The organism is Streptomyces sp. A1277, from assembly GCF_004795015.1.
Classification (GTDB): Bacteria; Actinomycetota; Actinomycetes; order Streptomycetales; family Streptomycetaceae; genus Streptomyces.
Window position 1 is genome coordinate 135,441 of record NZ_SSBI01000002.1, and the last position, 22,242, is coordinate 157,682.

At 74.9% G+C, this 22,242-nt stretch carries 2 protein-coding genes; both read right to left on the bottom strand.

The genetic code is table 11. The annotated features are described in order from the left end of the window. Positions 1-35: 35 nt before the first annotated feature. Positions 36-7,652: a non-ribosomal peptide synthetase gene (locus tag E6R18_RS02080; RefSeq protein WP_136315074.1), complete on the bottom strand. Its 7,617-nt coding sequence runs from the start codon at positions 7,650-7,652 to the stop codon at positions 36-38. Continuing rightward, positions 7,649-22,012, bottom strand: a complete 14,364-nt coding sequence (locus E6R18_RS02085) for a non-ribosomal peptide synthetase (protein WP_136315075.1) — start codon at positions 22,010-22,012, stop codon at positions 7,649-7,651. The genes E6R18_RS02080 and E6R18_RS02085 overlap by 4 nt, the downstream gene beginning before the upstream one ends. Positions 22,013-22,242 lie beyond the last annotated feature (230 nt).

Consider the following 22,242-nt stretch of genomic DNA (forward strand, 5'->3'; position numbering starts at 1 on the left):
CTCCCATCGCCTCGTGTCGGTCGGCGCACCCCCGGCTAGGACGTGGGCCGCGCTCCGGGGGTCGGCAGAAAGCCCGAGACCTGGAAGTACGTCAGGTAGCGGCTCAGGACGTCGTCGGTGAGGGGCTGTTGGCGAACGCCCGCCGCTTCGGCGGCCTCGGCCGTGCGGCTGGAGTTGAAGCGGCGGTGGTCCGCCTCGTCGTTCCCGGCCTGTCCGTCGTCGCCGAGGAACAGCTGCGCGGCGTTGTCGGGGTGCTCCGCCACGCGGGCCCGCCACTCCGCGGGGGGCACGGTGCGCAGCTCGTAGCCGAGGCCGGCCGCCACCTGGAAGACGCGGTCCAGGGCCGGCGCGTCCGGGTTGGTGTAGTGGTAGGTCTCCGCATCGGCCCCGCCGGACGCGCTGAGCGCGACGACCGCGGCGCTGACGTAGTCCACGGGCACCCAGTCGGTCGTCCCGTAGGGCAGGTCGGGCACCGCGCACGCCTGGAGGCAGCCCTTGATGAGCTGCCACAGCAGGTCGCGGTCCTGGCAGGCGCCGGTGGCGGTGTCACCGCTGATGCGGCCGGGGCGGTGGACGGTCACCGGTAGTCCCCGGTCACGGGCGAGGCCCACGAGTTGTTCGGCGACCCACTTGCTCTGGGCGTACCCGTCGGGCAGGTCGGCCGCCGGGCCGGTCGGGGACGCCTCGGTGAGGGGGGCGGGGTCGGTGCCGCGCGTCGGGGCGTACACACCGGTGGTGGAGACGTAGTGCATCCCGGGCGAGGCGGAGTCGGCGAGGAGGCGCAGCAGCTCCTCGGTGCCGGCCACATTCGGGGCGCGCAGATCACCGTACGGGGCGGCGAAGTTGACGCGCGCCCCGTTGTGCAGGATGGGCCCGAGGCGGCGGGCGAGGGCCGTCCGTTCGTCCGGTGCGAGTCCGAGACCGGGGGCTCCGAGGTCGCCCGGGACGGGGTGGATCAGGTCCGCGTACCGGGGGCGCCACAGGCCGTAGTGCTCCAGGTTGGCCCGCAGCCGCTGCGCCGCGCTGTCGGGGCTCGTGGCCCGTACGAGGCAGTCGACGGGGCCGTCCGTGGCCTCGATGAGGTCGCGCAGGAGGAACGCGCCGAGGAAGCCGGAGGCCCCGGTGAGCAGGGGCCGGGTGGAGGGGCGTGCGGGCCGGCGCTGGGCATCCGGCTGGGCGAGGCTCCGGCCGGCACCGGTGATGTCGGGGGCGAGCGCGACCTCGGCGGCGAGGGCCGGGGCGGGCGCGTCCTCCTGCTCCTCCTCCCCCGGCGCGCGGCCCAGCAGGCGGTCGACGCCCTCGACGGTGGGCGTCGCGAACAGGGCCCGCAGCGAGGGCCGCCGGCCGCACCGCTCCCCGATCCGGCGGGCCAGGGTCACAGCGAGCAGGGAGTGGCCGCCCAGGGCGAAGAAGTCGTCCGTGACGCCGACTTCGGGCAGGCCCAGCGTCTGGGCGAACACCTCGCACAGGTCGCGTTCACGGGCGGTGCGCGGAGCCCGCCCGCCGGCCGCCACCGGGTTGCCGGGGGCGGGCAGCGCACGCCGGTCGGTCTTGCCGTTGGGCGTCACCGGCAGGGCGTCGAGGCAGACGTGGGCGGCGGGGACCATGTGGTCGGGCAGGACGGCGGCGAGGTGGGCGCGCAGCTCGGCCCAGTCCGGGTCGGACGTGTCCTCGTCGGCGACGGTGTACGCGACGAGGCGGCGGTCGCCGGGCCGGTCCTCGCGGACGGTGACGCATGCCGCGGCCACGCCGGGCAGGGCGGTGAGCGCCGCCTCGATCTCGCCGAGTTCGATGCGGAAGCCGCGGAGCTTGACCTGGTCGTCCACGCGGGAGACGTACAGGAGGCGGCCGTCCGTCGTCCACCGCACCAGGTCGCCGGTGCGGTACATCCGGCCGCCCGCACGGTCGAAGGGGTCGGCGACGAAGCGGGACGCGGTCAGGCCGGCCCGGCCGAGGTAGCCGCGGGCGACTCCTTCGCCGGAGACGTACAGCTCGCCGACGACGCCGGGCGGTACGGAGGCCAGCCGGTCGTCCAGGACGTGGACGCGGGTGCCGTCGACGGGGGCGCCGATGGGGACGGTGCGGTCGGGGGCGAGCGGCCCGTCCGCGTGCTGGAACGCGCTCATGGTGGCGCAGACGGTGGTCTCCGTCGGACCGTAGGCGTTGACGAGGGAGCGGTCCTCGGCCCAGGCGTGGACCAGGGCGGGCGGGCACGCCTCGCCGGCGAGCACCATGGTGAGGCCGGTGGGCAGGGAGCCCGGCGGCATCACGGCGAGCGCGGCGGGCGGGATCGTGAGGTGGGTGACTCCCCGTTCGCTTACGAGGCCGGCCAGGGCGGGGCCGGGCAGCAGGGCGTCGCGTTCGGCGATCTCCAGGCAGGCCCCGGAGAGCAGGCCCATGCACAGCTCCCAGAACGCGGCGTCGAAGCTGACCGACGCCATGTGCAGCACCCGGCTGCCGGGCCCGACGCGCAGCCGCTCGCTCTGGGTCCTGGCCATGGCCCGGACGCCGCGGTGGGTGACGACGACGCCCTTGGGGCGGCCGGTGGAGCCGGAGGTGTAGATGACGTACGCCGGGTTGGCCGGGTGAGCGGGGGCCGGGGCACGCCTGGGGATGCGGTCGTCGGTGGCGAGGTCGTCGGTGGCGAGGTCGTCGGTGGCGAGGTCGTCGGTGGCGAGGTCGTCGGTATACAGGTGCGGCACCGCGTTCGCGGGGAGGCGGTCGTGGATCCCGGGGGTGGTGAGGAGCAGGCGCGGGCTCGCGTCGTCGAGCATGTAGGACAGGCGCTTGGCCGGGTAGTCGGGGTCCAGCGGCACGTAGGCGGCGCCGGTCTTGAGGACGGCGAGCAGGGCCACGACGAGGTGGTGGGTGCGGGGCAGGGCGACGGCGACCCGGTCCTCGGGGCCGACGCCCCGGTCGGCGAGGTGCCGGGCGAGGACGTCGGCGCGTGCGTCGAGTTCACCGTAGGTGAGAGTGGTGTGCGCGTCGCGGACGGCCGGGGCGTCGGGGGTGCGCCGGACCCACTCCTCGAAGAGCGCGGGGACGGTCGCGGCGGGCAGGTCGTCGGCGGGACCGGTGCCGAGCGCTGCCAGGCGGCGGTGCTCGGCCGGTGTGAGCAGGTCGTACGCGTGCACCGGGCGGTCCGGGTCGGCGGTGACGGTGGCGAGCAGCAGGACGAGCCGGTCGGCGAGGCCGTGGACCGTCGGCGCGTCGAAGAGTTCCGTGGCGTAGTCGACGGTGGCCCGCATGCCGTCGAGGGCGCCGCTCTCGTCGTAGGTCTCGGTGAAGGCGAACGACAGGTCGAACTTGCTGACTTCGGCTTCGGCGGGTACCGCGGAGACGGTGAGACCGGGCAGGTCGACGGCGGCGGACGCCTGGTTCTGGAGGACCAGCATGGTCTGGAAGAGCGGGTGGTGGCTCTGGGCGCGCGCGGGGTTGAGGAGTTCGACGAGGCGCTCGAAGGGGACATCCTGGTGTGCGTACGCGGCGAGGTCGAATTCCCTGACGCGGCCGAGGAGTTCGCGGAAGGTGGGGTCGCCGCTGAGGTCGGTGCGCAGCACGAGGGTGTTGACGAAGAAGCCGACGAGGCCGTTGGCCGCTTCGTCGGTGCGCCCGGCGACGGCGGTGCCCAGGGGGATGTCGTCACCGGCGCCGTGCCGGCACAGGACGGTCGCCAGGGCGGCCTGGAGCACCATGAAGACGCTGCATCCGCAGGTGCGGGCCAGCTCCGTGACCTGGCGGGCGGTGGCGAGGTCGACGGAGAAGCCGAGGGTGGCTCCGGTGTGCCGGGAGGTGGCCGGGCGCGGCCGGTCCCAGGGCAGCTCGATCGCTTCCGGCAGCCCGTCCAGCGCGTGCTTCCAGTGGGCGAGCTGACGGCAGACGAGGCTGTCGTCGTCCTGTTCGTCACCGAGCAGGTCGCGCTGCCACAGTGTGTGGTCGGCGTAGTCGACGGGCAGCGGCGCCCATGCGGGTTCCTCGCCGCGGATGCGGGCCCGGTAGGCGGCGCCCAGGTCGTGGGCGAGGGGGGCCAGGGAGGTGCCGTCGGCGGCGATGTGGTGGACCACGAGGATCAGGACGTGGGCGTCGGGGGCCAGCCGCAGCAGGGTCGCCCGGAGGGGGAGGCTGCGCTCGATGTCGATCGGTTCGGCGGTGGCGGCCGCGACCCGGTGGCGGAGTTTGGCCTCGTCGACGGCCTCCATCGCGAACGGGACGAGGACGTCGGCGGGTGCGGTGATCTGCTGGTGCGGTCCGTCGTCGCCCTCGGGGAAGACGGTGCGCAGGGCGGCGTGCCGGCCGATGATATCGGCGACGGCCTGACACATCGCGTCGGCGTCGAGCGGTCCGTCGATGCGTACGGCGAGGGGGATGTTGTACGTGGCGGAGGGGCCGTCGAGCCGGTGCAGGAACCACAGGCGCTGCTGGGCGTACGACAGTGGGAGCGTGGCGGGGCGCGGCTGCGGGACGAGGGCGGGGCGGGTGGTGCCGTCCGCGCCCTCCAGGGCGGTGGCGAGCGCGGCGACGGTGGGGTGTTCGAAGAGGGTGCGGATGTCGGTCTCGGTGTGCAGGGCGGTGCGGATGCGGCCCACGAGGCGGGTGGCGAGCAGGGAGTGGCCGCCGAGCGCGAAGAAGCTGTCGTCGGTGCCGACGCGGTCCACGCCGAGCACGTCGGCGAACAGCCCGGCGAGGATCTCCTCCATGGCGCTGCGCGGCGCCCGTCCGGCGGCCGTGCGGGGCCCGGTGGGGGCGGGCAGGGCGGCCCGGTCGATCTTGCCGTTGGGGGTCAGGGGCAGCGCGTCGAGGGGCTGGATGACGGCCGGGACCATGTAGGCGGGCAGCAGGCGGCCGACGTGGGCGGCGAGCAGTCCCGGGTCGGGGGCCTCGCCGGCCGCGGGGACGACGTAGGCGGTGAGGGTGCGGTCGCCGGGCAGGTCCTCGCGTACGAGGACGCAGGCGGCGCGCACGGCCGGGTGGTCGCGTAGGACCGTCTCGATCTCGGCGGGTTCGATGCGGTGGCCGCGCAGTTTGATCTGCTGGTCGGCCCGCGCCACGTACCGCAGGCTGCCGTCGTCGCCGCGCCGCACCAGGTCGCCGGTGCGGTACATCCGGCCGCCCGCCCGGTCGAAGGGGTCGGCGACGAAGCGGGTGGCGGTGAGTCCTGGCCGGCCCAGGTAGCCGCGCGCGACCCCGGGGCCCGCGAGGTACAGCTCGCCCTCGGCTCCGGGGGGCACGGGCCGCAGCGCGGCGTCCAGGACGTAGGCGCGCATGCCGTCGAGCGGGCGCCCGATGGGGGCGGCGGCGCCCGGGGCGTCGTCGGGGCGTACGTGGTGGGCGGTGGCGAAGGTGGTGGTCTCGGTGGGTCCGTAGACGTGCAGGACGGTGGTTTCGGGGTGGTCGGCGGCCAGGCGCTGCATGACGCCGGGGGCGGCGGCCTCGCCTCCGGCGGCGACGAGGCGCAGTTGGCCGAGGCAGCCCGGGTCGGTGTCGGCCAGGACGTTGAACAGGGCCGTCGTCAGGAAGGCGGCGGTGACCCCGTGCCGGGCGACGAGGTCCCGGAGCACGAAGGGCTGGAGCGGTCCTTCGGGTGCCACGACGACACGGCCGCCGTTGAGGAGCGGGGCCCAGATCTCGAAGGTGGAGGCGTCGAAGACGTACGCGGAGTGCAGCAGGACGGCGTCGGCGGCGCCGTCGCCCCAGCCCCGGTGGGCCGCCAGGGCGCTCACGTCGGCGTGTGTGACGCCGACGCCCTTGGGCAGGCCGGTGGAGCCGGAGGTGAACATCACGTACGCGAGCCGGCGGCCGCCTGCGGCCTCCGGGAGCGCGCCCGGTGCGGCCGGTCCCCCGGCCAGGGCCCGGCCCGCCGCGTCCACGGTCAGCACGGCGGTCTCCGGGCCGAGTTGGCGGACCCAGGGGAGGGTGCCGGTCGTCTCGTCGACGACGAGGACGCGCAGGGGAACGACCTCGGTGACCCGGTTGAGGCGCTCGGTGGGCCAGCGCGGGTCGAGCGGGACGTAGGCGGCGCCCGCGCGCAGGGCGGCGAGCGAGGCGGTGACCGTGGCGGCCGAGCGGGCGACGAGGATGCCGACGCCGTCCTCCGCACCGGTCCCGAGCCCGGTCAGGGCGCCGGCGAGGTCGTCCGCGAGGCCGTCGAGCTGCCCGTACGTCAGCTGCTCGCCCGCCCCCGAGACGGCCACCGCGTCCGGGTGGCGCCGGGCGCGCTCGGCGACGGCCCGCGGAATGCTCACGGCTGTCGTGCCGCCGGGGAGGCCGGCGCCCGTCCCCTGGGCGATCAGGTGCTCGCGTTCGCCGTCGAGCAGGAGGGGCGCGGTGTCGGCGCGGCCGTCGAGGCCCTGGGCCATCGCCGTCAGCAGGTGCCGCATGCGCGAGACGGTGTGGGCCACCTCCTGCCGGTCGAGCACGGCGGCCCGGTAGCCGAAGGTGATCCTCAGGGTGTCCCCGGGGGCGACGGTGAGGGTGAGGGGGTAGTGGGCGGCGTCCGTGCCGCTGAATCCGGTGACGGTGAGCCCGGGCAGTCCGCGCTGGGCGGTGCGCAGGGCCTCGTCGTCCATCGGGTAGTTCTCGAACACGACCAGCGTGTCGAAGAGTTCGTCCAGGTCGGTGACGCCCCGGATGTCGCTCAGGCCGACGTGCTGGCTGCCCAGCAGCCGGCCCTGCTCCTCCTGGAGCCGGGTCAGGAGCGCGGCCAGGGTCTCGCCGGGTGCGGGGCTCAGCCGGACGGGCACGGTGTTGATGAAGAGGCCGACCATGGACTCGATGCCGGGGATCTCCGGCGGGCGCCCGGAGACGGTGGCGCCGAACACCACGTCGGACCGGCCGGTGAGGTGGCCGAGCAGCAGCCCCCAGGCGCCCTGGACCAGGGTGTTGAGGGTGAGGCGGTGGGCGCGGGCCGTTTCGGCCAGGCGGTGCGTCGTGGCCGCGTCCAGGTCGAGGACGAGCGTTTCGGGCAGTTCGGCGGAGCCGGGGCCTTCCGCGCCGCCCGGACCGGCGAGGAGGGTCGGCGTCTCGATCCCGGCCAGTGCGGTGGACCAGGCTTCGAGGGCGGTGGCGCGGTCCTGCTGGGAGAGCCATACGAGATAGGCGCGGTAGGGGGTGACGCGCGGCAGGGCGCTGTCGTCGCCGCGGGACGCGTACAGCTCGAACAGCTCCCGTACGAGCAGGGGCAGCGACCAGCCGTCGAAGAGGATGTGGTGGCTGGTCATGACCAGGCGGTGGCGCGCCGGGGCGGTGCGTACGAGGGTGAACCGCATCAGGGGCGGGGTCGCCAGGTCGAAGCGGCGGGTGCGGTCCTCGGCGAGGAAGGCGGTCAGTCCCTCCGAGGCGGTGTCGGTGTCCGGGTCCGCGTCGTCCGGGCCGGTCAGGTCCAGTTCCTCCAGAGGGACGGGGACCTCGGCCGCGACCGCCTGCACGGGCTCGTCCAGGTCCTCGTGGAGGAAGCCGACGCGCAGGTTGGCGTGGCGGCGCAGCAGGCCGCCGATGGCGGCGCGCAGGGCGGGGACGTCGACCGGGCCCTCGATGTCGAAGACGAACTGCGCGGTGTAGACGTCCACGGCGTGGGAGTCGTAGAGCGCGTGGAAGTACATGCCGGCCTGCAGCGGCGTCAGCGGGAGTACGTCCTCCAATTGGAACCCGTTCACTTGCGTCCACCCCACTTGTTCTGCAGTCGGTCGATCTGGTTCTGGTTGAGCGAGACCAGGGGGAGGTCGGACGGCGTGTAGCCGCCTGCTCCGGGCCGTTCGACGTGCTCGGCGATCGCGCGCAGGGCGCGCGTGAAGGCTTCGGCCAGGGCGCCCACGTCCTCCTCCTTGAGGAGGTCGCTGGGCCAGGTCCAGCGGACTACCAGACGGGGCCCGTCCGGCAGGTCCTCGGTGTGCGCGTTGATGTCGAGGACGTGGTGGACCGGCATGTCCGGGTCCTGGCTCCGCGGCCCGCCCGCGTCGAGCAGAACGTCCCAGTCGCCCGCCGCCTCCCCCGGTGCGGCGTACCGGCCCAGGTAGTTGAAGCCGATCTGGGGCGCGGCGGCGGCCAGCCGGGGGCCGGTCGCGGGGTTGAGGTGGCGCAGCATGCCGTAGCCGACGCCGTGGTCGGGGACTCCGCGCAGCTGCTCCTTGACACGCTTCACTGCACGTTCAACGAGCGCGGCGCCGAAGCGTGCCGGGTCGCGCCCGTCGAGCGGCCCCGGGTCCAGCCGGACCGGGTGGAGGCTGGTGAACCAGCCGACGGTGCGGGACAGGTCGATGTGGTCGGCGATCTGTTCGCGGCCGTGGCTCTCCAGATCGAGCAGGACGGCGGTGTCCGGCCGGGGACCGGAGGGGCGCTGGGCCCGCCAGGCGCTGACGGCGAGGGCGAGTCCGGTGAGCAGGATGTCGTCGACTCCGGCGTGGAAGGCGCCGGGGACGGCGGTGAGCAGGGGCTTCGTCCAGGTGGCGGGCAGATGGGCGACGAGGGTGCGCGTCCCGTCGGCGGTGTCCAGGTACGGGTCGAGCGGCCGGTAGCCGAGCTGCGGGTCCGGCGTCTTCAGGGCCTCCTCCCAGAGCGGGAGTTCGGCCTGCCGGGCGGTGCCGTTCGCCTCGGCGGCGATAAGCTGCGCCCAGCGCCGGTAGGAGGTGGTCGCGGCGGGCAGCGCGGTGGCCGGATCGGGTACCGTCCCGGCGTCCGTCGCCCGGGTGGCCGCCTGCCAGGCGTGGGCCAGGTCCTCGGCGAGGATGCGCCAGGAGACCGCGTCGACGGCCAGGTGGTGCACGACCAGGAGCAGCCGGCCGCGTGCCCGGGGCCCGGCATCCCCCCAGACGGCTTCGAACACGGACCCGGCGGAGGGCCGCAGGCGCCTGCGGGCCCGTTCGCCCGCCTCGGTGAGGACGGCGCGGACGGCGTCGGCGTCGAGCCCGGTGATGTCGACGCGGGTGAGGCGGCGCCGGGCCGGCACGGTGCCGGGCGGCAGCGTTTCGAGCACCGGGTCGCCGCCGGCGGTGCGGGTGACCCGCAGACGGAGCATGTCGTGGTGGTCTGCCAGGAGTTGGAGGGCCGCGACGAGGGTGTCCTCGTCGGCTCCCGCGGGGGTGCTGAGCACGCCGGACTGGTTGTAGCCGTCCGTGGTGCCGGGGCGTTCCAGGAGCCAGGCGGCGATGGGTGTCGGCTCCATCTCGCCGGTGCCGTGGCCGGCCGGTTCGGTGGTGTGGCCGTCGAGCGGGGCGGCGACGGCCGCGATGGCCTCGGGGGTGCGGTGGACGAATACGTCGCGGGGTGTGACGCCGAGCCCTGCTTCCCGTACACGGCTGACGAGCTGGATGGAGAGGATGCTGTCGCCGCCGAGCGCGAAGAAGTCGTCGTCGGCGCGGACGGCGGGGGCGCGCAGTACGGAGGCGAAGGCGTCGCACAGGACGCGTTCCGGTGCGGTGCGCGGCTGCCTGCCGGGGCGGCCGGCCTCGGGGAGTGCCGGGGCGGGCAGAGCCGCGCGGTCCGTCTTGCCGTTCGGCAGGAGCGGCAGCGCGTCCAGGGCCACGAAGGCGGCGGGCACCATGTAGGGCGGCAGCGACGCCGTCAGCCGGCTGCGCAGTTCGCCGTCGGTGAGCGCGGCGCCGCCCACGGTGTAGGCGACCAGGCGCCGCTCGCCGGGCCGGTCCTCGCGGACGAGCGCGCAGGCGGCGGTGATGCCGTCGACGGCGGTGAGGGCGGCCTCGATCTCGCCGAGTTCGATGCGGAAGCCGTGCAGCTTGACCTGGTCGTCGGCGCGGGAGACGTAGTGGAGCAGTCCCTCGGTGTCCCGCCGGACGAGGTCGCCGGTGCGGTACATGCGGCTGCCGGCCGGGCCGAAGGGGTCGGCGACGAACCGGGTCGCGGTCAGGCCGGGGCGGCCCAGGTAGCCGCGGGCGAGGCCGTCGCCCGCGATGTGGAGTTCGCCGGTGACCCCCGGCGGGACCGGCCGGAGCGCGGCGTCCAGGACGTAGGCGCGGGTGTTGTCGACGGGGCGGCCGAGGGGGACGCCGCCCTCCCCCGCCGCGCTGTCCGCTTCCCCGGCGCACAGTTGGTGGGCGGTGGCGTCGATGGTGGTCTCGGTCGGCCCGTAGAGGTTGTGCACGCCGGCGCGCCAGGCCCGGCCGGCGCGTGCGGCCAGGGCCCGGGTCAGGGGTTCGCCGCCGCAGGCGACGGCCCGCAGGGTGGTGGGCGCGTCGTCGGGGCCGGTCTCGGTGAGCAGCAGGGAGAGGTGCGAGGGCACGAACTGGGCGATGGTCACGCCCTCCTCGCGCATCCGGGCCAGCAGGCCGGCCGGGTCGTGGTTGAGCGCGGGCGGTACGGGGCAGGTCGCGCCGCCGTGCAGCAGCGGCAGCCAGGTCTCCCAGACGGAGGCGTCGAAGCTCGGTGAGGTGCGCGCGAGGATGCGGTCCTCGTCGGTGAGGGCGAGGTGGCCGGCCATCCAGGCCATGTGGTTGGTCAGTGACGCGTGGGTGGCGACGACGCCCTTGGGCCGGCCGGTGGAGCCCGAGGTGTAGATGACGTACGCCGCGTCGTCCGGCTCCGGCGCGGCCAGGGGTGGCGCGGAACGCCCGGTGGCCCAGGCCGTGCGGTCGTCGAGCGCGAGGAGGGGCACGGTGGTGAACCGGGCGGCGCGGGCGATGCCGTGGACGAGGAACAGCGCCGGGCGGGCGTCGTCCAGCATGTGGGCGACGCGTGCCTCGGGGTAGTCCAGGTCGATGGGCAGGCAGGCCGCCCCGGCCTTGGCGACCGCCAGCGTCGCGACGACCTGGTCGGCGGTGCCCTCGGCGGCGAGGGCGACGAGGTCGCCGCGGCCGATGCCCCGCTCGTGCAGGTACCCGGCCAGGTCGTCGGAGAGGGCGTCCAGCTCGCCGAAGGTGAGCCGCCGCGTCCCGGCCCGGACGGCGATCCGCTCGGGTGTCCTGGCGGCCTGGGCGCAGAACGCCTCGGGGGCCGTGCGGGCGTGCACCGGCCGGACCGGGCCCGGGGCGGCCTGCTCCAGAGCCCTCAGTTCGTCCGCGTCCAGGAACACGGCGGTGCGGACGCGCCCGTCGGGGTCGGCGGCGAGCGAGGAGAGCAGGCGGGTCAGGCGCGCGGCCAGCGCGTGCGCGGTGGTGAGGGTGAAGAGCTCGGTGGAGAACTCCAGGACCCCGTCGAGACCGGCGGGCCGGCCCGCCTCGTCGCGGGTCTCGGTGAAGGTGAAGGTGAGGTCGAACTTGCTGATGCCGGTGTGCACGGGCTGCTCGGTCGCGGTGAGGCCGTCCAGGCCGAGCGTGGTGTCCGCCTGGTTCTGGAGGACGATCATGGTCTGGAAGAGCGGGTGATGGTCCTGCGCCCGGGCCGGGCTGAGGACGTCCACCAGCCGTTCGAACGGCACGTCCTGATGAGCGTAGGCGGCCAGGTCGAACGCCCGTACACGGTCGAGCACTTCGGTGAAGGTGGGATCGCCCGACAGGTCGGCGCGCAGGACGAGCGTGTTGACGAAGAAGCCCACCAGATCGTCCAGGGCCTCATCGGTGCGCCCCGCGACGGCGGTGCCGAGCGGGATGTCCTCGCCGGCCCCGTGCCGGGAGAGCAGGACCGACAGGGCCGCCTGGAGCACCATGAAGAGGCTGCATCCCCGGGCGCGGGCCAGCTCCGCGAGGGCCAGGTGCGTGTCCGCGTCGACGGGGAAGGCGAAGGCGTCCCCGCGGTACGTCATGACGGCGGGGCGCGGCCGGTCCAGGGGCAGGGCGAGCAGGCCGGGGGCGTCCGCCAGGGCGGTCCGCCAGAAGTCCAGCTGACGGGCGGCCCGGGAGGCGGGGTCGTCCTCGTCACCGAGGAGGGCGCGCTGCCACAGGGTGTAGTCGGCGTACTGGACGCGGAGTTCTCGCCAGGCGGGCTCCTCGCCCCGCATGCGGGCGCGGTAGGCGTCACCGAGGTCGCGGGCCAGTGGGGCGAGCGACCAGCCGTCTCCGGCTATGTGGTGGACGAGGAGGACGAGGACGTGGGACTCGGCGCCGAGCCCGAGCAGCCGGGCCCGTACCGGCAGGTCGGTGCGCACGTCGAAGGCGTGCGCCACTTCGGCGGTCAGCACCTCGTCCAGGCGGGCCGGGTCGGTGTCCCGAGGGGTCAGGTCGAGGTCGGCGCCGTCGGAGCCGAGGACGAGCTGGCGCGGCACACCGCCGGTCTCGGGGAAGACGGTGCGCAGACTCTCGTGGCGTTCCACGACGTCCGCGAGGGCGCGCTCCAGGGCCTTCGCGTCGAGCGGACCGTCCAGGCGCAGCACCAGCGGCACGTTGTACGTGGCGCTGGGCCCCTCGAACCGGTTGAGGAACCACAGCCGCTGCTGCGCGAAGGACAGCGGCAGCGGATCGGGCCGGTGCCGGGCGCGCTCCAGGGCCTTGCCGGCCGCTTCGGCTCCGTTCAGTGTGGCGGCGAGCGCGGCGGGCGTGGGGTGCTCGAAGACGGCCTTGACCTGGACCTCGACGGCGAGCGCGGTACGGATGCGGGCGACGAGCCGGGTGGCGAGCAGGGAGTGGCCGCCGAGCGCGAAGAAGTCGTCCTCGACGCCCGCCTCCTGAATGCCGAGCACATCGGCGAAGAGCCCGCACAGGATCTCCTCGCGCGCGGTGCGGGCGGCGCGCCCGCGCGGCGCGGCCCGGTGCTCGGGTGCGGGCAGGGCGCGCCGGTCCACCTTGCCGTTGACGGTCAGCGGCAGGGCGTCGAGCAGGACGAACGCGGAGGGCACCATGTAGGCGGGCAGGGACCGGGCGACGGCTTCGGCGAGGTCGGCGGGCTCGGGGCGTGCCGCGTCGGCGGGCACCACGTAGGCGACGAGCCGCCGGTCGCCCGGGACGTCCTCCCGGACGACGGTGAAGGAATCGGCGACGCCCTCGCAGCAGGCCAGCACGGCTTCGATCTCGCCGGGTTCGATGCGGTAGCCGCGCAGTTTCACCTGGCTGTCGGCGCGCGAGACGTAGGCGATCTGCCCGTCGCGGGTCCACCGGACGAGGTCGCCGGTGCGGTACATGCGCCCGCCCGCCGGGTCGAACGGGTCGGCGACGAACCGGGTGGCGGTCAGTGCCGGCAGGCCGGTGTAGCCGCGGGCGACGCCGCGCCCCGCGAGGTACAGCTCGCCCGTGACCCCGGCGGGGACCGGGCCCAGGGAGTCGTCGAGGACGTACAGCCGCATGCCGTCCAGGGGGCGCCCGATGGGCGGCGGTCCCGACGGCAGGTCGGCGGCCACGTCGTAGCGGGTGGCGAAGGTGGTGGTCTCGGTGGGCCCGTACACGTGCAGGACGCGTACGCCGGGCGCGGCGCCGGCGACCCGCTGCATGGCGTCCGGTGAAGCCAGTTCGCCGCCGGCACAGACGAGGCGGAGACCGGCGAACGCGCCGGGGTCGGTGTCCGCGATCACGTTGAGCAGGGCCGTCGTCAGGAAGACGGCGGTCACCGCGTGCTCGCGGACGGTGTCGCGCAGGGCCCGCGCCTCCAGGACGCCGTCCGGTGCGACGACGACCTTGCCGCCGTGCAGGAGCGGGGCCCACATCTCGAAGGTGGAGGCGTCGAAGACGTACGCGGAGTGCAGCAGGACCGCGTCGGCCGCGCCGTCCCGCCAGGCGGAGTCCTCCGTCAGCGCCGCCACGTCGGCGTGGGTGACGCCGACGCCCTTGGGCAGGCCGGTCGAGCCGGAGGTGAACATGACGTACGCGAGGCTGTCGGGCCCCGGCACGGCGGCGGGGCGGCCGGGGGCCGGGGGCGCGCCGCGCAGGATGCGGCCGGCCCGGTCCACGACCACGACCGGAATCCGGCGGCCGGTCTCCTCCACCCAGGCGGACGCGGCGGCCGCCTCGTCCACGACGAGGACCCGCACGTCCGCCACGTCGGCGACCTGTCCGAGCCGTTCCCGGGGCCAGCGCGCGTCCATCGGGACGTACGCGGCGGCCGCGCGGACGGCGCCGAGGGACACCGCCACGACGGCCGGCGACCGGGCGAGCAGTACACCGACGCCGGTCTCGGGGCCGGCGCCCAGGCCGGCCAGGGCCTGCGCGAGTGCGGCGGAGACGCGGTCGAGTGCGGTGTAGGTGAGGCAGCTGCCCCCGTCCGCCACGGCCACGGCGTCCGGTGTGCGGTGTGCCTGCGCGGCGAAGAGCGCGGGCAGGGTGGTCTGCGGGGCGGGGGCGGGCAGGTCGCGGCCGGTGCCCCAGTGGGTGACACGGGCGTGTTCGTCCGGCGTCAGCAGGTCGTAGTCGGTCAGCGGCAGGGCGGGGTCGGCCGCCACCTGGCCGAGGAGCCTGAGCAGGCGGTCCGCGAGGGCTTCGACGGTGGCGCGGTCGAAGAGCGCGGTGGCGTACTCGATCCCGGCGGTCAGGCCGCCGCCGCGCTCCTCGCCGAACGCGAAGGTCAGGTCGAACTTGCTCAGGCCGTTGTGGACGAGCCGGTCCTCGACGGTGAGGCCCGGCAGGTCGGGGCGGACCGCCTCCTGGTTCTGCAGGACCAGCATGGTCTGGAACAGGGGGTGGTGGTTGCGCGCCCGGACCGGGTTCACGCTCTCGACCAGCCGCTCGAACGGCACGTCCTGATGCGCGTAGGCGGAGAGGTCGAACTCCCTTACACGGGCGAGTAGTTCACCGAAGGCCGGGTTGCCGGAGAGGTCGGTTCGCAGGACCAGGGTGTTGACGAAGAAGCCGACCAGGTCCTCCAGCGCCTCGTCCGTGCGGCCGGCGACAGGGGTGCCGAGCGGGATGTCGTCGCCCGCGCCGTGCCGGTGCAGCAGGGTGGCCACCGCCGCCTGGAGCACCATGAACAACGTGCTGCCCGACTCCCTCGCCACGCGCAGGAGTTGAGCATGCAGTTCGGGCGGTACGTCGAAGCTGTGGACGGCACCCGAGGGGTCGGTGGTGACGGGGCGCGGCCGGTCCAGCGGCAGGTCGATCAGCCCGGGCAGGCCGGCCAGCGCGGTGTGCCAGTGGTCGAGCTGTTCGCGCAGCACGCTTCCGGGGGCGTCCGCGTCGCCCAGGACGGTGTGCTGCCACAGGGTGTAGTCGGCGTACTGGAGCGGGCCGCCGGCCTCGGGCTCGCGGCCGGAGAGCCGGGCCCGGTAGGCGTCGCCGAGGTGACGGGCGAGCGGGGCGAGGGACCAGCCGTCGCCCGCGATGTGGTGCAGGACGAGCACGAGGACGTGGCGGCCGGGTGCGGTGCGCAGGAGCAGGGCGCGCAGCGGCGGGTCGGTGAGCACGTCGAACGGCTCGCTCACGGCGTCCAGGACGACCGCTTCCAGGTCGGCGGGGGCCGTGCTGAGCACCGGCAGGCGGGGGGTGACGGCTTCGGCGGGCAGGACCGACTGGTGCGGCACGCCGTCGCGTTCGGGGAAGACGGTGCGCAGCGCCTCGTGCCGCTCCACGACGTCCCGTAGCGCGGCGCGCAGGGCGTCGGTGTCCAGGGGACCGTCGATGTCCAGGACGAGCGGGATGTTGTAGGAGGAGCTGGGGCCTTCGAGCCGGTTCAGGAACCAGAGCCGCTGCTGTGCGTAGGACAGGGGCAGCGGGTCGGGCCGGTCGGTGGCGGGCAGCACCGGCGGGCGGGAGCGCCCCTGGGTGTCGAGGACCCGGGCGAGTCCGGCGACGGTGGGGTGCTCGAACAGGGTGCGTACGGCGATGTCGGCGCCGAGGACCGCGCGGACGCGGCTGACGACGCGCATGGCGAGGAGCGAGTGCCCGCCGAGGTCGAAGAAGCTGTCGTGCGGGCCGGCGCCCGGGCGTCGCAGCACATCGGCGAAGATTCCGGCGAGCAGGTCCTCGCGCGGGGAGTGCCGCTGTCCCGCCGCGTCGACGGCGGTCTCGACGTCCGCCTCGGGCGGGGGAAGGGCCCGCCGGTCCGCCTTGCCGTTGGGCAGGAGCGGCAGTTCGTCCAGGACGACGACGGCGGTGGGCACCATGTAGTGCGGCAGCGTCTCGGCGAGGGCGTCGCGCAGGGCGGCGGGGCGGCGGCCGGGGTCGGTGGTGACGGCGTAGGCGACGAGGCGGCGCTCGCCGGGTATGTCCTCCCGGATCAGCGCGCAGGCGGCCGTGACCCCGGGCCGCGCCAGCAGGGCGGCCTCGATCTCGCCCAACTCTATGCGGAAACCTCGCAGTTTGACCTGGTCGTCGGCGCGGGAGACGTAGTCGAGCAGGCCGTCCCGGTTCCACCGGACGAGGTCGCCGGTGCGGTACATACGGGCGCCGGTGCCGTCGAACGGATCGGCGACGAAGCGCGCGGCGGTCAGGGCGGGACGGCCCAGGTAGCCTCGGGCGAGGTTGGGGCCCGAGAGGTAGAGCTCACCGGTGACCCCGGGCGGTACGGGCCGCAGCCGGTCGTCCAGGACGTAGGCGCGCATGATGTCGACGGGGCGGCCGATCGGCACCGTGTCGTACGGGGTGTCTGCGGTGGCGGGGACGCGGTGGGCGGTCGCGTCGATGGTGGCCTCGGTCGGGCCGTAGAGGTTGTGCACCTGAGCCCGCCACAGCGTGGCCGTTTCCTCCGCCAGGGCGCGCGGCAACGGTTCGCCGCCGCACAGGACGGCGCGCAGCCCGGGCAGGGGCGCGGCGTGGGCCGCCTCGGACAGGACGAGGCCCAGGTGGGAGGGGACGAACTGGGCGACGGTCACGCCGAACCGGCTCATCCAGGAGACCAGCGTGCCGGGCTCCGTGTTGGCCCCGGGCGGCAGCACGCACACTTCGGCGCCGTTCATCAGGGGCAGCCACAGCTCCCACACGGACGCGTCGAAGCTGGTGGAGGTGCGGGCGAGGACGCGGTCCTGCGGGGTGATCGCCAGGTGCCGTGCCATCCAGGCCATGTGGTTGGCGAGGGCGGCGTGCGGCACGACCACGCCCTTGGGGCGGCCGGTGGAGCCGGAGGTGTAGATGACGTACGCGGGGTCCGCCGGGCGGGGTGCGGCCGGGAGCGGCGCGACCGGGTGCGCGGCCCGCGGTGCCGGGCCTTCGAGGGCGAGCCACGGGATGTCGTGGGCGGGCAGGTCCGCGTGCGCCTCCTCGGTGGTGAGGAGGAGGACGGGACGGGCGTCGTCCAGCATGTGGCGGATGCGGGCGTGCGGGTACCGCGGGTCGACGGGCAGGTAGGCGGCGCCGGCCCGCAGCACGGCCAGCATGGCGACGACGGTGTGCGCGGAGGGCGGCGCGGCGATGGCGACCCTGCTCTCGCGGCCCGCGCCGCGCTCGCGCAGCACGTGGGCGAGGGCGTCGGCCCGGGCGTCGAGTTCCGCGTAGCTGAGGTGGGTGTGCGCGTCGCGCACGGCGACGGCGTCGGGCGTGCGCCGGGCCTGTTCCCGGACCGCTTCGGGGGCGGTCGGCGCCGGCAGCGGCCCGCGAGCGCCGCGTCCCCGGGCGAGGAGGTCGTCCCGCTCGTCGGGGGTGAGCGGGTCCAGGCCGCTGAGGGCGCGGCCGGGTTCGGCGACAGCCAGGGTGAGGATGCGGGTGAAGCGGGCGCACAGGGCGCGGGCGGTGGCGGCGTCGAAGAGGTCGGTGGCGTACTCCAGGTAGCCGCCGATGCCTCCGGCGCCGGGGGCGTCGGTGTTCCCCGTGGCCTCTGCGGTTTCGGTCAGGGAGAAGGTCAGGTCGAACTTGCTGCCTCCGCGGTGCCGGGACCGGTCGCGGACGGTGACGCCGGGCAGGGCCGGTTCGGCCCGCTCCTGGTTCTGGAGGACCAGCATCGTCTGGAAGAGCGGGTGGTGGTCGCCGGACCGCTCCGGGTTGACGGCCTCCACGACCCGCTCGAACGGGAGGTCGCTGTGTCCGAGGGCCTCGATGTCGAACTGCTTGATCCGGTCGAGGAGTTCGCGGAACGTCGGGTCGCCGGAGAGGTCGGTGCGCAGGACCACGGTGTTGACGAAGAAGCCGATGAGATCGTCCAGGACCTCGTCGGTGCGCCCGGCCACCGCCGTGCCGAGCGGGATGTCGGTGCCCGCGCCATGGGCGTGGAGCGTCACGGCGAGGGCTGCCTGGAGCACCATGAACGGGGTGCAGCCGGCGTCGCGCGCGAGCCGGACGAGCGCGGCGTGCGCGGGGGCGGGCAGTTCGAAGGGGGCGGAGGCGCCCCGGTGGCTGGGCACGGCCGGGCGGGGCCGGTCCAGGGGCAGCTGGAGCAGGTCGGGGCTGCCGTCCAACGCTTTCTTCCAGAAGGCGAGTTGGCGGGCCGCCGGGCCTTCCGGATCCCCGTCCTCGCCGAGCAGCCGGCGCTGCCACAGGGTGTAGTCGGCGTACTGCACCCGCAGCGGCGCCCAGTCGGGCGTGCCCGTGCCCTCGGTCCTTGCCCGGTAAGCGGCGCAGAGGTCGCGGCTGAGCGGGGCGAGGGACCAGCCGTCGGCGACGATGTGGTGCAGGACGAGGACCAGGACGTGGTGGTCGGGCCCCGGGCGGAGCAGGTGGGCGCGGAGGGCGGCGTCCTCGGTGAGGTCGAAGGGGGCGGTGCTCAGGCGGCGTACCGCCTCCCTCGTCCAGGCGTCGGCGGTCTCGTCGGCCGGGGGGTGTTCGACGGGGAGGGGGACGAGTGAGGCGGCGGCGTCCGCGTCGATGATGTGCTGGTGGGGGACGCCGTCGTGTTCGGCGAAGACGGTGCGCAGGCTCTCGTGCCGGGCGACCACGTCGGCCAGGGCGCCGCGCAACGCGTCGGTGTCCAGGGGGCCGTCGAGTTCGAGGACGAGCGGCACGTTGTACGTGTCGCCGGGGCCCTCGGCCCGGTTGAGGAACCAGAGGCGCTGCTGCGCGAAGGACAGCGGGAGCACGTCGGGTCTCGGCTGCGGTGCGAGGACGGGCCGGGCCGGGCCGGTGGTGTCCAGGACGGCGGCGAGGGAGGCGACGGTGGGGTGGTCGAAGAGCGTGCCGAGGGCGAGTTCGACGCCCAGGGCCGCGCGGATCCGGCCGGTGAGGCGGGTGGCGAGCAGCGAGTGGCCGCCCAGGGCGAAGAAGCTGTCGTCGACGCCGACCGCGGGCACCCCGAGGACATCGGCGAACAGCCCGGCCAGGACCTCCTCGTACGCGGTGCGCGGGGCCCGGCCGGCGCCGGTGGCGGTACGGGGCGCGGGCAGGGTGCGGCGGTCGACCTTGCCGTTGGGGTTCAGGGGCAGGGCGTCGAGCGCCACGAACGCGGAGGGCACCATGTACGCGGGCAGCGCGCGGCCGACCCGGCGGGCCAGGGCGGCGGTGTCCGGGCGGGCGCCGGGCGCGGGCACCACATAGGCGACGAGCCGGCGGTCGCCGGGCGTGTCCTCGCGGACGACGACACAGGCGCCGTGCACGTCCGGGTCGCAGAGCAGGACGTGCTCGGTCTCCGCGGGCTCGATGCGGAATCCGCGCAGCTTGATCTGGCCGTCCGCCCGCCCCACGTACTCGATGTCGCCCCCGGCGTTCCAGCGCACCAGGTCGCCGGTGCGGTACATGCGTGAGCCGGGCGGGCCGTACGGGTCGGCGACGAAGCGGCCGGCGGTCAGCGCGGCCCGGCCCTGGTAGCCGCGGGCGACGCCGTGGCCGCTCACGTACAACTCCCCCACGACGCCGGGCGGCACCATGCCGAGGGTGTCGTCCAGGACGTACAGGCTCATGCCGTCCAGCGCCCGGCCGATGGGCGGCACACCGGTGCTGCCGGCGGTGACGGGGTGGCGGGCGGCGAAGGTGGTGGTCTCGGTGGGCCCGTACACATGGAGGACGGCCGTGCGGGGCGAGGCGGCGGCGGCCCGCTGCATCAGGTCGGGGGTCGCGGCCTCCCCGCCGGCGGCGACCAGGCGCAGCCCGGAGAACACCGCCGGGTCCGCCTCGGCCAGCACGTTGAACAGGGCCGTCGTCAGGAACAGCGCGGTGACGCCGTGCCGGTCCACCATGGTGTGGAGGACGCGTGCCTCCAGGACACCGGCGGGTGCGACGACCACGCGGCCGCCGTTCAGGAGGGGCGCCCAGATCTCGAAGGTGGACGCGTCGAAGACGTATGCGGAGTGCATCAGCACCGCGTCGCACACGCCTTCGGCCCAGGTGCGGTCGGCGGCCAGTGCGAGGATCTCGGCGTGGGTGACGCCGACTCCCTTGGGCAGGCCGGTGGAGCCCGAGGTGAACATGACGTACGCGAGCCGGTCGGGTCTGTCGGCCCGGGGCAGCGGCCCCGGCCGGGGCGGGGCCCCGTTCAGTACCCGGCCGCGGGCGTCCACGACGACGAGCGGCAGGCCGGCGGCGGCCGCCTCGCGCACCCAGGGTGAGCGGGCGGTCGACTCGTCGGCGACCAGGGCGCGGACGCGGGCTGCTTCCGCGACGCGGTCGAGCCGTTCGGCGGGCCAGTCGGCGTCCATCGGCACATAGGCCGCGCCGGCGGCGACCGCGCCGAGGGTGGCGGTGAGCACGGCGACCGAGCGTCCCAGGAGGATGCCGACTCCGTCCTCGGCCGCGACGCCCCAGCCGGTCAGGGTGCCCGCGAGGTCGTCGGCGGCGCGGTCCAGCTGCCGGTACGTGAGGGTGAGGGCGCCGTCCACCACGGCCGGGGCGTCCGGGGTCCGGCGCACCTGCGCGCGGAACGCGTCCGGCAGGGCCGTGTCCAGGGTCTGTGCGGGCAGGGCGGTGCCGCGTCCCTGCGCGAGCATGGCCCGGGCGGCGGGCTCGTCCAGGAGGGGCAGGTCACGCAGGGGGAGGCCGGGGTCGGCGTCGGCCAGGGCCGACACGAAGGAGACGACGGCCCGTTCGTGCAGCTGTACGTCCTCGGGGCGGTAGAGCTCGGGGTTGGCGTCGAAGCCGATCAGCGGCCCCTTGCCCTCGGCCCGTTCGGAGACGAAGAGCGACACGTCGTCCACCGGGCCGATGGACAGTACCCGGGAGGGGGCCGGGACACCGGCGAAGTCGAGGTCGTAGTCGTAGCCCATGATGTTGACGACGACGCCGGTGAGGCGGGACGCGTCGTCGCTCATGTTCAGTTCACGGGCGAGTTGTTCGCGCGAGAAACGGCGGTGGCGCAGGGCGCCGCGCATCTCGGCGGCGACCTCGCGGACGAGGGCGCCGACGGTCATGTCGGCGGTGAGGGTCAGGCGCAGCGGCAGGATGTTGGAGGTCATGCCGACGATGTGCCGCAGTCCGCCGTGCCGGCCGTTGGAGGCCAGACCCACGGTGACCTCGCGGGTTCCGGTGACCCTGGCGGTGTAGGCGGCGACCGCGCTCACCATGACCGCGCTCCAGGTGGTGCGGTGGGCGGAGGCGAGCCGGCGCAGCCCGTCGAGGACGCTGACGGGCAGTGACTCGCCGGTGTGCAGCCGTACGTCCGCTCCGTCGCGCCCGTCCGTCGTGGGGGCGTCGGTGCGGCGGCGGATGAGCGTCCTGCCGCTGTGCACGTCCTCGGCGGTGTCGGCGGCGCTGCCGGGTGCCAGGTCGGCGAACTTGCCGGTCCAGTAGGCGCGGTCGGCCTCGTAGCGGTCGGAGCCGCGGTAGGCCGTCTCGTCGGCGACGAGCTCACGCAGGGGTGCGGCGGGCAAGGCGGCTTCGGCGGGGTCCTCGCCCCGGACCGCGCGCCCGTAGAGGTCGGCCACGGTGCGGGTGAAGACGGCGCCGCCGAGGCCGTCCACGGCTATGTGGTGGAAGCGCACGTACCAGTAGTGGAGCCGGCTGCCGGCGCGCAGCAGCGCGAAGTGGTGCTGCGGGCGGTCGAGTGTGTCGGCGGACGCCATGTCGTCGGCGAGATAGCGCTCGACCTCGGCGGCGGGGTCGGCTGCGCTGGACAGGTCCACGGTACGAAGCCGGCCGGCGCCGGCCCGGGGGCGGCGAACGACGCGCTGGCGGACGGTGTCGCCCTCCGTGACGAACTCGACGTTCAGGCTGTCGCACAGGTCGGCGGCCCGGTCGACCGCTGCGGCGAATAACGTCTCGTCGAGGTCGCCCCGGATCTCGAAGCATTCACCGACGTTGTATTTGGGGCTGCCGGGGTCGACCAGTTGCCCGTACCAGACGCCCTGTTGGGCGGTGGTCGTCCCGAAGAACTCTTCGGGAACCGATTCCGAGGAGACAGAGTCGTTTTCGCGCATGCCGGGACACACCTTTGGGGAGAGTTTTCGGGGGGACGAAGCGGGCAGGACGAAGCCGGACATGCCGGTGTGGCGTCCTTCGCCGACAACGGGCGGGTGAAAGCGAAGAGAGGCATCGGCGCCCAGGCAGCGGGTGCCGACGGAGTCCCTACCGGTTCCGGTGTGCGGGATGAAACTCCGCTGTCTTCGCGTACTGAGGACACACCTCTGGGCAGTCCATCAATGATTCA